The sequence below is a fragment of the Chryseobacterium sp. POE27 genome, assembly GCF_039727685.1.
Classification (GTDB): Bacteria; Bacteroidota; Bacteroidia; order Flavobacteriales; family Weeksellaceae; genus Chryseobacterium.
On record NZ_CP152475.1, the window covers coordinates 3028180 to 3041751 of the forward strand.

A 13572-nucleotide genomic window follows, 5' to 3' on the forward strand; every position below is an offset into this window, starting at 1 on the left:
ATATTAACTGTATGTTAATTTTTACTCGATCTTAATAAGTATTACTTTTCTGATTTACAATGTGTTGAATAATAATTGGTATTTCATATGAAAAAAATCACATTATTGAATTTTTAACAAAAAGCCTTTGTTTTTATTAAAAGTTTAACGTTATTTCACCGCTTTAAGGCTGAGATCCATATTTTCTGCGGAATGTGTCAATGCGCCCGCGGAGATGTAAGTAACGCCTGTAGAAGCAATTTCCTTGAGTTGCTCACGCGTAATTCCGCCTGATGCTTCTGTTTCACATGAGCCATTTACCATTTTCACTGCTTGCTTCATTGTTTTCACATCCATATTGTCAAGCATGATTCTGTCTACTTTTGCTTTAATGGCTTCTTGTACTTCTTCAAGATTTCTGGTTTCCACCTCGATCTTCAGTTTCTTTTTTATTCTTTTTGATATAATCCTTAGCCATTTTTACAGCATTGGTAATGCTTCCGTTGTAGTCAATGTGATTATCTTTCAGCATGATCATGTCGTAAAGACCATATCGGTGATTAGTGCCACCGCCGATGGCTACGGCCCATTTTTCACAGATCCTGAAATTCGGGGTTGTTTTTCTGGTGTCTAAAAGCTTGGTCTTAGTGCCTATCAGCCGGGAATCCCAGTCATAGGTAAGAGTTGCAATTCCACTCATTCTTTGCATACAGTTGAGGACAAGCCTTTCTGTTGACAGGATAGATCTAGCGCTTCCGGTAACAATAAATGCAATGTCTCCTACTTTCACGGCATCGCCATCTTTCACAAAAGTTTCTACCTTCAGGTTTTTATCAAAAGTTTTAAATATAATTTTAGCGAGTTCAACGCCCGCCAAAATACAATCCTGCTTTACCAGAAGTTTTGCGCTTTGTTCAAGATCTTTCGGAATGGTGGAAAGGGTAGAATGATCTCCATCCTGAATATCTTCTTCCAAAGAATTTTTGATGAAGTGTTTTAAAGCTTTATCCGTAACGTATGCGGGTCTTTTCATATTTTGTGATGCTTAAGCTAAATCTTTATTATAGAATGCTCCTTTATTCTCCTTCATCTCCATCGATTGGGTAATGATGAGGTGAGCGACGGTTGTTAAATTTCTCAGTTCCGAAAGTTGTGGTGAAAGAATGGAGTAGTGGTAGATTTCATTCACAGCGGCGGCGATTTCCTGATGTTTCTGAAGCGCCATATTCAAACGGCGGTTGCTTCTTACGATTCCTACAAGGTCGCTCATCATTTCCTGAAGCTGTTTTCTCAGATAAGAAACGATTACCATTTCATCCATGATTTTCATGCCTTCTTCATTCCATTCCGGGACAGCTTTCAGATCATCAAAATTAAAATTGTTTTCGTTTAATAAATTAACTGTTTTCATAGCGGCATTATGTCCGAAAACCAAACCTTCCAGTAATGAATTTGAAGCCAGTCGATTAGCTCCGTGAAGTCCTGAATTGGTACATTCTCCTACGGCAAAAAGATTTCTGATGGAAGATTGTCCGTCTTTGTCGACTTCAATGCCGCCCATGAGATAATGGCATGCCGGAACTACGGGAATCAGCTGGGTAAAAGGGTCAATTCCTTCATCTCTACATTTTTTATAAATATTGGGGAAATGCTCGAGGAATTTTTTATGATCCATCTCGCGACAGTCAAGTCCTACGTATTCATCACCAGTGATTTTCATTTCGGCGTCAATAGCTCTTGCGACGATATCTCTGGAGGCCAGCTCTTCACGCTCATCATATTTATACATGAACTTTTCACCTCTTTTCGTTCTTAATTTTGCCCCGTCTCCACGTACGGCTTCTGAAATCAGGAACAGCATTCCGTCGATTTTGCTGTATAAAGCGGTCGGATGGAATTGGTAATACTGCATATTCGACACTTTTCCTTTTGCTCTGGCAACGAAAGCGATTCCGTCTCCTGTTGCAATCGTAGGATTGGTGGTATTTTTATAAACATGTCCGGCACCTCCTGTAGCTACCAAGGTTATCTTTGAGGTAATTTTTTTAATTTTTTTAGACTTTTCATCTAAGATATAAGCACCATAACAGTGGATGTCTCCTTCGTTCAATTCTTTTCCAGGAACGTGGTGCTGGGTGATGATGTCAATAACATAATGATGGTCGAGGATTTCTATATTTTCACTCCTATTGGCTGTTTCCAGCAAGGCTCTTTCAATCTCGAAACCTGTGATATCTTTGTGATGTACGATCCGGTTTTCTGTGTGCCCGCCTTCTCTGCCTAAAGCAAATTCGCCGTTTTTCATGTCGAAGTTGGCACCCCATTCCACAATTTCGTTGAATCTTGCAGGAGCTTCGGTTACTACCATTTTTACAACATCGCGTTTATTTTCACCGTCTCCGGCACGCATGGTATCTTCAATATGTTTATCGAAATTATCATTTTTAGAATCCGTAACCACTGCAAGACCGCCTTGTGCGTATTTGGTATTGCTTTCATCTTCGTCAGATTTTGTTACGATAATTATTTTGGCATCGGGAAGCTGCTCAGAAACTTTAATGGCATAAGAAAGTCCCGAAATCCCGGAACCGATTACTAATACATCCGCTTTTATCATATCCTTAGTTTAAGACAATCGTCTAAATAATTAAATAAATTTAAACAATTTTTCGTTTGGTTTTCTTACTTTTTTTCATGTGCTGGAAATGATCTTCTTCCGAGCGGTAGCCTAAAGCGAGGGTTACGGTTACTTTTTCTTCGTCAGGATTTATGTCTAAAACCTCTTCGATAAGATTCTGGCGGAAGCCTTCCATCGGGCATGTATCTACACTTTCAATAGCGGCAGCGTACATTAAGTTGGCCAACACGATGTAAGACTGTTTTTCTGCCCAGTTGAAAATTTCATCCTGAGTTTTTTGATTAATATGCTGATTGATGCTGTTTCTGAAGGGATCAAGTTTATCTGCAGGCGTCTCTCTTACTTCTGAAATATGTCTGAAATATCCGTTGATGTAGCTTTCATCCAGTGTTTTCTTTGAAATAATAACGATCAGATGCGAACAGGTGGAAATCTGTGACGGATTATAAAATGCCGGAATTAGTTTTTCCTTCATTTCCTTACTTTCTACCACAATGATTTTGTAAGGCTGAAGACCCATAGAGCTTGCCGATAATTTCCCGGATTCCAGAATGTTGTTCAATGTTTCCCCGGGGATAATTTCGGTATTAAATTTTTTCACAGAATATCTTCTGCTTAAAGCTTCCAAATAATTCATATGACAAATTTAAGCATTGGGCTTGAATTAACTGAGAATATCTTTATTAATTATTAGCATGAATAATTGATATTTTAGGCAATATTCGTAACGGCGAAAGAACATTTTTTTTCTAATCTATTGTGTGGTTCGTAAGTGAATGTCACTTAGTACCGTAAGGAGATGCCGCTTAGTAATTACCTTGCAAGCCACCTTGCAAGATCCTTACAAGCTCCCTAACATACCTCTTGCATGCACCGATGCAATCGTTGTATAAGGTAATTAAATGCTATAAAAAACTTTCGGCGGCCTGAAAGGCCGCCGAAAGTTCGAATAATATATTAGTTATTAATCCCTGTTTTTAACCAATACCCATCCTGAGTATTTTACAGGAGTATTTTTCTTATCATTTTCATTCCAGGAAACTGAATACCAGTAGCTTCCTGTAGGAACTTTTCTTCCGCCCATGGTTCCGTCCCATCTGTATCGGTTGGATTTATCCGCTTTGTGGATCATTGCTCCATATCGGTCGAAAACATTAAATATAAGATTCTGTTTCCCTGCCAGCGCCGAATAATCAATTCCGTCATTAACACCGTCTCCGTTGGGGGTAATCACATTGATGATATTCGGAACGACTACCGTGATATCGATTGGCTGACAGTCGTATGCATCTTTTACATAAATTTTTAAATCTCCTCTCGGTATATTCTTAAATTCATTAGAATCCTGCCAGTTGACTCCATCTATAGAATATTTGTAAGGGGCAGTTCCTCCTATTGTATATACCGTAACCACATTATTAGATATATCGACATTGGAAATAACCGGCTGTTCCGAAGCATACACCTTTACCTCCTGCGTCGCCACACAGTTTCCTGTTTTCAGTTTTACCCAATAGGTACCAACTCCTACGTTAGAAATCATTCTGGTATTGGCGCCGGTACTCCATTCGTAGGCCGTAAATCCAGGTCCGGCATCCAGAGTCGTTGTGCTTTCCATACAAATGATCTTATCCTCAAGCACCGTAGAGAAAACAGGTGGAATCACTTCCAATGTTACTTTGGCAATATCAAAACATCCGAAACTATTACTTACCCTGATATAAATAACTCCATTGGGAGCAATGTAATTATTAGGATTCGGAATTTCATTCGTTTGATTCTGAGCATCCGTCAAAGAAGGATAATAGTTTTTAGTAACCCCGGATATACCTATCACCTGAGCAGTGGTAAGATCAAAATGTCCGGTGGAAGGATTGGTCTCCAGGAAGCATGTTCTTAGAGTTGCGTCCGTTGTTGTAACGGTAGGTGCTACCTTCAGAGAAACCGTAGCATCATTATTATCACACAATACCGAAGTGGGATCCTTGATTACCACGGAAATATTGGTATCCGTGCTGTACTGGAAATTAGTAGGATTGGCAATCGGCGTTCCGCTTCCTGTTACATAATAGGAGAAATTGTAATTACTTGGTGTTGCGGTAAGCTGAGAATTTAATGTTGTTAAATCGATCGTTGACATTCCTGTAACATCCGGACAGATATTTTTGGTGATCGCTGTCTGAAGCAGAGGAATCTTATCCACAAAAACTTTTACATTTTTAATAGAATGTCTTGATCTGTTTCCTCCGGTAGAAGCTGAGAACCCGAAATAGCCTACCGTCATTGCTGCAGCAGTTCCCGATGGGGCAAAAGATTGATTACAGATCACATTTCCGTTGATCGTAATTTTTACAATCCAGTTTGCCGGTGCAGCAGGATCTACCTCTGCAGTTACCTCAACATGCTTGTACGTTGTTCCCTGAAAAGGAAGCGTGGTATTCATATCCGGCGAGTGGAAAGAGCTTCCCGGAGTATTGAAGAACTCAACATTGTTATTATCCGTTGTGTTGGCTACCTGTCCGTACGCAACATGTACTTTACTCATTACAGCAGTCGTGGTATTGTTGTAGGTGTCAAAACCTACGATAAAGCCTACTGCATTCTGAGATACTCCAAGACCTGAACCCAGTACACTGGCAACTGGCGGATTAGCAAGATACCAGAAAGCAATACCATCACCATTGGCAGTCTGATTAGAATCCATTCTGAAATCAAACTCTACTCTCCATTTGTCGCAGTATTTCAGGTTGATAGGGTCGTTGAGACGTATCGATCCGGATTGGTTGTTGGTGTCCGGCGTCAGCTGTACAAAATCTGTATTCACTACGGTGGGCGCAACCATTGTCCAGCCTGTGGTATTCACAGGACTTCCTGCGAGCTGGTAGGTTTGTGAAAAAGCCTTGTTGTAAAATGAAAGTACAAAAATGAAAAATAAAAAAAGATAGTTTTTCTTCATATATTAAAGTGTATTAGTTTATGGTTTGTAAATGTAATTAAATTTTCAACGCATTCGTGGTATCCTTAGTGTTCATAGACCTTATGAGTAGATAATGTGTATCCAAAACCTCTTTTGTTTAATGAAAGACCACTTCAAAAAGATGAAGTGATCTTCACTGAATATATTTCAAATAATTAATCTCTGTTTTTTACAAGAATCCAGCCTGAATATTTTACAGCAGTATTCTTCTTGTCATTCTCATTCCATGATACGGAATACCAATAGCTTCCTGTAGGGACTTTTCTTCCTGCCTGTGTTCCGTCCCATCTGTATAGGTTGGATTTGTCGGCTTGATGAATCTTTGTTCCGTACCGGTCGTAAACATTGAATACCAGATTCTGCTTTCCTGCAAGAGCGGAATAGTCAATAGCATCATTAATGCCGTCTCCGTTCGGGGTAATAACATTAATCATGTTCGGAACGACAATGCCGATATCAATAGGGTTGCAATCATAGGCGTCTTTCACATAGATACGGCTGTCTCCTCTCGGCATATTTTTAAATTCATTAGAATCCTGCCAGTTGATCCCATCTGTGGAATATTTGTATGGCGCAGTGCCTCCATTTACATATACGGTAACTGTTGTATTGGAAATGTCAACACTGGTGATTACAGGCTGATCAGAGGCGTATACTTTCACGGTCTGAGTGGCCACGCAGTTTCCTGTTTTTAGCTTCACCCAGTACACGCCTACTCCTGCTGTTATTGTTCTGGTAGTGGCGCCGGTACTCCATTCGTAGCCCGTAAATCCTGGTCCTGCATCCAGAATTGTAGTGTCTTCCATGCAAATAATCTTGTCTTCCAGGGTGGTAGAAAATACCTGAGGAATAACGATTAAATTAACCTTGGCAACGGCATAACATCCGTTTGCATTTGTCACTTTGATATAGATCACTCCGTTCGGAGAGATATAGGATGAAAATGTTAAAATTTCATTAGTTCCGTTCAGGGCATCTGCTAAAGAAGGATAATATTTCTTGGTCGTTCCGGTCTGGGTGGTTACAGGAGCTGTAGTAAGATTGAATAGCCCTGTTGAAGGATTGGTTTCAATGGCACATGCCCGCAAAGTTGCTTCCTGAACTTCTACAACAGGAAACAGCGCCAGCGTGATCTGTGCAACGTCTGTACATCCTTGCGGTGTAGTAACCTGAGCATAAATCGTAGCTGCAGGCGAAAGATAAGTTGCAGGATTGGCAATAGGGTTGAGGTGATTATTCAGATCATACATCGTATTATAAAATACAGCCGTACTTCCGGGAACAGATGATAAGGCCGCTGAAGTAAGGTCAAAAATTGCCCCGCCTGCATTATTATTGTTGCACCCTGTCAGTGTTACATCATTTGCTGCAAACGGACTTGGTGTCAGCACAATGGTTCCATCGCCATTATCACATAGCGTGGAAGAGGGATCTTTTACCACTACCGTAATGGTAGTTGTGCCAGTAGAATATTGATAATTGGAAGGATTGGTAATTGGCGTTCCTCCCGGTCCGAAATAGCTAAAAGTATAGTTCGCAGGATTAGCCGCAAACTGATTCTGAAATGAAGTTAAATCCACTGTTCCGTTTCCGGTAGAAGGATTTACGCAGACAAAAGGATTAATGCTATTGGTTAAGATCGGAACTTTATCAATATAAATTTTTGCATTTTTAATGGAATGTCTTGCGCTTGCTCCTCCGGTTGCAGCGGAGAATCCAAAATATCCTGTTGTCATTCCTACGGCGCCTCCTGAAGGGGCAAAAGACTGATCCACAATCACGACACCATCTATTCTTATCTTAATGAGCCAGCTGGTGGGATTGGCAGGATCTGTTTCTCCGTTTACTTCTACATGCTTGTAGGTTGCACCCACAAAAGGCTGGGTAGGATTAAGATCAGGAGAATGGAATGTACTTCCTGCCGTATTGTTGTACTCGATATTGTTATTCAGTCCATTATTGGTTCCGTACAGAACGTGAATTTTGCTCATCTGCCCTTCCGTAGAATTGTTGAAGATGTCAAAACCTACCATCAGACCGCTGGCATTGGCCGGAATCCCAAGTCCTCCTCCCGAAACAAATCCTGTTGGCGGATTGGCCAGATACCAAAATGTGAATCCGTCGCCTCTTCCGTACTGTGCAGTACCGTTTCCGTCGATTCTGAAATCAAACTCTACTTTCCATTTGTCACAATATTTTAGATTAATCGGACTCTGAAGCTTTATCGCTCCGTACTGGCCTCCGACATCCTGTGTAAGCTGAATAAAATCTGTATTTACCGCAGCACTGGAAACAAGATCCCAACCTGTAGTATTAACAGGGTTTCCGGTAAGCTGATAGGTCTGTGCAGAAAATTTGCAGGACAGACCGATGAAAATCAAAAGTAGACAAGAAAGCAGGTTATTTTTCATGGAGTAGATGGTGTTATTTAGCTTTTTCTAAAAGTTTAAAAAAAAGACCACCCGCAAATCGGAGTGATCTTTTTGTGAAATTATTCTCTGTTTTTTTACCAATACCCAGCCGTTGTAAGTGGTATGAGTATTGTTTTTATCGTTTTCGTTCCAGGTAATGGTGTACCAGTAAGTTCCGGTAATCACTTTTTTTACCACCGCTGGTTCCGTCCCATGTGTAATTTCTGAGCTTGTCGGCTTCATACATTTTGTTTCCGTATCTGTCATAGATCGTGAAAACAAGGTTTTTCTTGTATGCGAGCGCAGAATAGTCAATATAATCATTTTTATTGTCACCATTTGGAGTGATGGCATTGAGAAGATTCGGAACGGTAATCTGTACATGAATCGGAGTACAATCGTAAGCATCTTTTACATACACTACCACTTCACCTCTTGCAAGCCCCGTGAATATATTGGAATCCTGCCAGTTTACACCGTCCAGAGAGTATTTATAAGGAGCTTTTCCTCCTTTTACATTAACGGTAATGGTATTGTTGGTAATATCGATATTCGCAATTACAGGCTGTGGCGCAGCATTTACCCTTACCATCTGCATCGTTGTACATCTTCCTGTTTTCAGCTGAACCCAATATAAACCAGGGGTTACATCCTGAATAGTCTGGGTGTTTTCTCCTGTACTCCATAGATAAGTGTCAAAACCTGCACCTGCATCAAGAGTTGTTTTATCATCGATACAGATTGTTTTATCCATTAATACTGAAGAATAAACAGGAGGCAAAACTTTCAGTGTTATTTTAACAATTATATAGCATCCTGCAAGATTGGTAATTCTGACATAAACCGTGGATGATGTTGAAATATAATTGTTGGCGGGTACAATTTCGTTGGTTTCAGCAAGTGCGTCAGCCTCTGTTTTATAATATTTTTTCGTAATACCTGATGCTGAAGTCACATTGGCCTGCGTCAGGTCGAAAGAAGCTGTTGTAGGCGCGCTTGCAATGAAACAAGATTCTATCGTTGCATCATTCGATACAATGGGCGGGAAAAATGCCAGTGTGATCGGTGCAGAACCTACACATCCCAATGGTGTAGTTACTTTTACATATACAACTCCTGCAGCGGATACATAATTTGCAAAGTTTGTAATTTCGTTGACGCCGGCGTTCAGATCATTCAATGTTTTATAATATTTCTTTGTTGATCCTGCAGGTTCATTAACGTTAGCCTGAGTAAGATTGAATGTTGCAGTTCCTGCATTGTTGTTATTACATGCCGTAAGGGTAGCCGGTGTAGCCGTAAATGGCGAAAGATTAAGTTGTATTTTACCATCAGGGTTATCACACAGAATTCCCGAATTATCTTTAATCAATACCGAGACCGTTGTATTGGCACTGAACTGAAAGTTATTAGGATTTGAAACCGGTGTTCCTGATACACTGTATGAAAACGTGTAGTTTGCAGGATTAGTTACAAACTGGCTTTGATAATTCGTTAAGTTTACCGTTCCCTGACCGGTAGAAGGATTGGGGCAAAAAGTATCTGTCACAGTAGCTTGATTAATAGCTACTTTATCAATATAAACCTTTACATTTTTAATAGAATGTCTTGATCTGTTTCCTCCGGTAGAAGCCGAGAATCCGAAATAGCCTACCGTCATTGCTGCGGCTGCGGCTCCTGCAGGTGCAAAAGACTGGTTGCAGATCACGTTTCCGTCTATCGTTATTTTTACGATCCAGTTTGCCGGAGCAGCAGGATCTACCTCTGCAGTTACCTCAACATGTTTATAAGTCGTTCCCTGAAAAGGAAGCGTAGTGTTCATATCCGGTGAGTGGAAAGAACTTCCTGCAGTATTGAAGAATTCAACATTATTATTATCTGTTGTGTTGGCTACTTGCCCGTACGCAACGTGTACTTTACTCATTACCGCAGTAGTGGTATTGTTGTAGGTGTCAAAACCTACGATAAAACCTACTGCATTCTGAGATACCCCAAGACCTGAACCAAGTACGCTGGCAATCGGCGGATTGGCAAGATACCAAAAAGCAATACCGTCACCATTGGCAGTCTGATTGGAATCCATTCTGAAATCAAACTCTACTCTCCATTTATCGCAATATTTCAGGTTGATAGGGTCGTTGAGACGTATAGATCCGGATTGGTTGTTGGTGTCCGGGGTTAGCTGTACAAAATCTGTATTCACTACAGTGGGCGCAACCATCGTCCAACCTGTTGTATTCACAGGACTTCCTGTAAGCTGATAGGTTTGAGAGGAAAAATATTGCGGAAAAAACAGCAGTAAATTCAGAAAAAAAAGGAGATAGATTTTCTTATTCATTTATTAGACACTTAAATTAGACGTGTCAAAGATATTAAATCCCAATCAATAAATGTATATTTAATGTTAATTTTGAGGGGATTGATGGTAATTTTACAATAAATGATAAGTTAAAAGGCAAAATACTGAAAACTTTTTAGCGGAGTTTAGTTTGGATATAAATTAAAATAAAGAATTATTATCCTGATTTTCAAAATACTCATCTACCTCCAAATTGGCTGATGCAGCAGCAGTTACTGCAAGTTTATCGCAAAGCTCGTTCTCAAAATGTCCTGCATGACCTTTGATCCAGTGCATTTTTGGTTTGTGCAGATTATACAGTACCACAAATCTTTTCCAAAGGTCTGGGTTCTTGACATTTTTCCAGCCTCTTTTGATCCATCCGGCCAGCCAGTTCTGGTTAATGGCGTCTGCCACATATTTGCTGTCAGTATAAATATGAATATCGTTTTCCGGAGATTTCAACTTTTCCAAAGCAGTGATTACCGCCAGAAGCTCCATACGGTTGTTTGTTGTTTTCCTGAAACCTTTTGAAAATGTTTTCTGATAGTTTTTTTCAGGTACGCGCATGAGAATTCCGTATCCGCCTTTTCCGGGATTTCCGCTGCACGCTCCGTCAGTGTATATTTCTATTTTCATTAAGGTTGAGGCTGAGATTAAGGCTAAGATTTAGACTTGTATCTTTAATCTAAATCCTGGTCTTTATTTTAAAAAGGGAAATCATCGTCGTCATCAAAATCATTCATCGAAGATCCTGATACCTGGGAATTATTCGGAAGATCAAATGCCGCTCCCGGCTGAATGGTCGTTTTGATTTTATCAAAACCGCTCGGTTCATTAGAACCGAAATTGGAAGGATATCCGCCGCCGCCATCAAAAGCTGCTTCCACATCTCCGAATTTAGCAAAATGCTTTAAGAAAGATAATCTTACATCGGCTGTTGCACCATTTCTATGTTTTGCAATGATAAGCTCGGCCTGGTTTTCGGTTGATGTTTCCTGGCCTTCTTCGTCATTATCCCAAACGGTAATTTTATAGTATTCCGGACGGAAAATGAAGGATACGATATCCGCATCCTGCTCGATCGCTCCGGATTCCCTAAGGTCAGAAAGCTGAGGTCTTTTTCCGGGACGTGTTTCCACACTACGGGAAAGCTGGGAAAGGGCAATCACCGGCACATTAAGTTCTTTTGCAATGGCTTTCAGTGAACGTGAAATCATAGAAATCTCCTGCTCACGGTTTCCGGTTCCTTTTCCACCACCACCGGCAGTCATCAGCTGAAGGTAATCGACCATGATGATTCTTACTCCATGCTGCATCACCAGTCGTCTGCATTTTGCCCGGAAATCGAATATTGAAAGGGATGGTGTTTCGTCAATATATAAAGGGGCATTTTCCAGTTCTGATACGTTGGAGAATAGCCGTTGCCATTCTTCATCGTCCAAAGTTCCTTTTCTTAATTTTTCTGAAGAAATTCTTGTTTCGGAGGCGATCATCCTTGTGATTAGCTGTACGGAAGCCATCTCGAGAGAGAATAGTGCCATTGGGATTTTGTGACCTACCGCAATGTTTCTTGCCATCGAAAGAAGAAATGCTGTTTTCCCCATCGCCGGACGTGCCGCGATAATGATAAGGTCGGAATTCTGCCATCCTCCGGTTTCTTTATCTACATCCCGGAATCCTGAAGGAACTCCGGAAAGTCCTTCTTTATCTTTTAATGATTTAATGGTTTCGATAGCCTGTTTTACCAATGAATTGGCGGTATCAAATCCTTTTTTGATAGTTCCGTTGGTGATTTCAAAGAATGACTGTTCGGCTTTGTCTAAAAGTTCAAAAACGTCGGTAGATTCTTTATAGGAAGCATCAATCACGTTTGCTGAAACATTAATTAAGCTTCTTAAGATATATTTTTCAAGGATAACACGAACGTGATATTCAATATGAGCAGATGAACTTACACCCATCGTAAGATCAATGATATAGCTGTCTCCTCCGGCCAGGTTTAATTTTCCGTCTTTCTTTAAATCCTGAATGATGGTCATTAAATCAACAGGCTGGTTCCCTTCATAGAGTTTTAAAATGGTAGAAAATATTACCTGATGTCGCGGATCATAAAATACTTCGGGCGTCAGCAAATCGATAGAATGATCGAGCCCTTTCTTATCAATTAAAAAAGTTCCGATAACCAGTCTCTCGAAATCCAGTGCGTTTGGAGGCATTTTACCATCGGCAATGGAGAGTTCTTTTGCAAAGTTTCCGTTCGTCAATGAAGATAGTGTTTCTTTCTGCGCCATAGTTCTGCAAAGATAGTTTTTTTGAAAAGCAATTAAAAAATAGTATTCAACAATTTATAAACATAAGGTAGCTTCGATATAATATCGGCGGGCTGTCGTGTTGATGTGCATAAAAAAAATCACCCCTTAAAAGAGGTGATTTTATATTTAAAATTAGACATTTCATTTATTCAATGTTCTTTACCAATACCCAACCGCTATATTTGGTTTCGGTATTGTTTTTATCATTCTCTGTCCATGTGATGGTGTACCAGTAAGTTCCTGTTGAGATTTTCTTACCATTGGAAGTTCCGTCCCATGTATAGTTTCGGATTTTATCTGCACGGTACATCATGTTTCCGTATCGGTCATAAACTGTGAATACTACATTTTTCTTATATGCCAGTGCCGAATAATCGATAAAGTCATTTTTGTTGTCTCCGTTTGGTGTGATCGCATTGATCAGATTAGGAACCGTTACCTGAACACTGATAGGATTACAGTCGTAAGCATCTTTCACATAGACTTTATTTTCACCTCTCGGAAGACCTGTGAAGACGTTTGAATCCTGCCAGTTGATTCCGTCAAGTGAATACTGGTAAGGTCCTTTTCCTCCATTTGCGGTTACTGTAAATGAATCATTATTGATTTCAATGTTAGTAATCACCGGCTGTACGGAAGCATTTACTTTTACAAGCTGTAAAGTCCAGCATTTTCCGGTTTTTAATTTAACCCAATAAGCCCCAGCTCCTACGTTGGAAATTGACTGAGTTGTCGCTCCTGTGCTCCATTCATAGCCATCAAATCCTGGTCCTGCGTCTAAAGTTGTCTTATCTTCGATACAGATGATTTTATCTTTCAGAACGCTGGATTGTACCGGAGGTAAAACTTTCAGGTTTATTTTAGCAATTGCATAACAGTCATTTTCACTTATTACTTTTACATATACAACACCT

Annotated in this window: 8 protein-coding genes and 1 pseudogene; all 9 read right to left on the minus strand. The window is 40.1% G+C overall.

Annotation, left to right across the window (positions count from 1 at the left end; genetic code table 11):
* Positions 1-150: 150 nt before the first annotated feature.
* Positions 151-1012 (minus strand): annotated as a pseudogene (gene nadC / locus AAHI02_RS14380) (carboxylating nicotinate-nucleotide diphosphorylase).
* Positions 1013-1024: 12 nt separating this feature from the next.
* A complete protein-coding gene (nadB, locus tag AAHI02_RS14385; RefSeq protein WP_346983832.1) occupies positions 1025-2596 on the minus strand; it encodes an L-aspartate oxidase in 1572 nt (523 codons plus the stop codon).
* A 40-nt stretch (positions 2597-2636) separates the two neighbouring features.
* Positions 2637-3254, minus strand: coding sequence for an NAD(P)H-dependent oxidoreductase (locus AAHI02_RS14390; protein ID WP_346983833.1), 618 nt, complete (start codon positions 3252-3254; stop codon positions 2637-2639).
* 327 nt (positions 3255-3581) lie between these two features.
* Positions 3582-5573 carry a T9SS type B sorting domain-containing protein gene (locus AAHI02_RS14395; RefSeq protein ID WP_346983834.1) on the minus strand — a complete coding sequence of 664 codons (1992 nt, stop codon included), beginning with the start codon at positions 5571-5573 and terminating at the stop codon, positions 3582-3584.
* A gap of 176 nt (positions 5574-5749) precedes the next feature.
* A complete protein-coding gene (locus tag AAHI02_RS14400) occupies positions 5750-8005 on the minus strand; it encodes a T9SS type B sorting domain-containing protein (protein WP_346983835.1) in 2256 nt (751 codons plus the stop codon).
* A 136-nt stretch (positions 8006-8141) separates the two neighbouring features.
* A complete protein-coding gene (locus AAHI02_RS14405; RefSeq protein WP_346983836.1) occupies positions 8142-10343 on the minus strand; it encodes a gliding motility-associated C-terminal domain-containing protein in 2202 nt (733 codons plus the stop codon).
* A gap of 162 nt (positions 10344-10505) precedes the next feature.
* Entirely contained in the window at positions 10506-10982 is a 477-nt protein-coding gene (rnhA, locus tag AAHI02_RS14410) for a ribonuclease HI (protein ID WP_042720186.1), read from the minus strand.
* A gap of 68 nt (positions 10983-11050) precedes the next feature.
* On the minus strand, positions 11051-12637 hold the full coding sequence (dnaB, locus tag AAHI02_RS14415; RefSeq protein WP_346983837.1) for a replicative DNA helicase: 1587 nt from the start codon (positions 12635-12637) through the stop codon (positions 11051-11053).
* 166 nt (positions 12638-12803) lie between these two features.
* Entirely contained in the window at positions 12804-13283 is a 480-nt protein-coding gene (locus AAHI02_RS14420) for a T9SS type B sorting domain-containing protein (RefSeq protein WP_346983838.1), read from the minus strand.
* Between the last annotated feature and the right edge of the window lie 289 nt (positions 13284-13572).

Excerpts from the sequence above, each read along its gene's own strand:
- AAHI02_RS14405 (WP_346983836.1), bottom strand. The coding sequence starts at position 10,343 with ATGAATAAGAAAATCTATCTCCTTTTTTTTCTGAATTTACTGCTGTTT.
- rnhA (WP_042720186.1), bottom strand. The coding sequence starts at position 10,982 with ATGAAAATAGAAATATACACTGACGGAGCGTGCAGCGGAAATCCCGGA.
- AAHI02_RS14390 (WP_346983833.1), bottom strand. The coding sequence starts at position 3,254 with ATGAATTATTTGGAAGCTTTAAGCAGAAGATATTCTGTGAAAAAATTT.
- AAHI02_RS14395 (WP_346983834.1), bottom strand. The coding sequence starts at position 5,573 with ATGAAGAAAAACTATCTTTTTTTATTTTTCATTTTTGTACTTTCATTT.
- AAHI02_RS14400 (WP_346983835.1), bottom strand. The coding sequence starts at position 8,005 with ATGAAAAATAACCTGCTTTCTTGTCTACTTTTGATTTTCATCGGTCTG.
- dnaB (WP_346983837.1), bottom strand. The coding sequence starts at position 12,637 with ATGGCGCAGAAAGAAACACTATCTTCATTGACGAACGGAAACTTTGCA.
- nadB (WP_346983832.1), bottom strand. The coding sequence starts at position 2,596 with ATGATAAAAGCGGATGTATTAGTAATCGGTTCCGGGATTTCGGGACTT.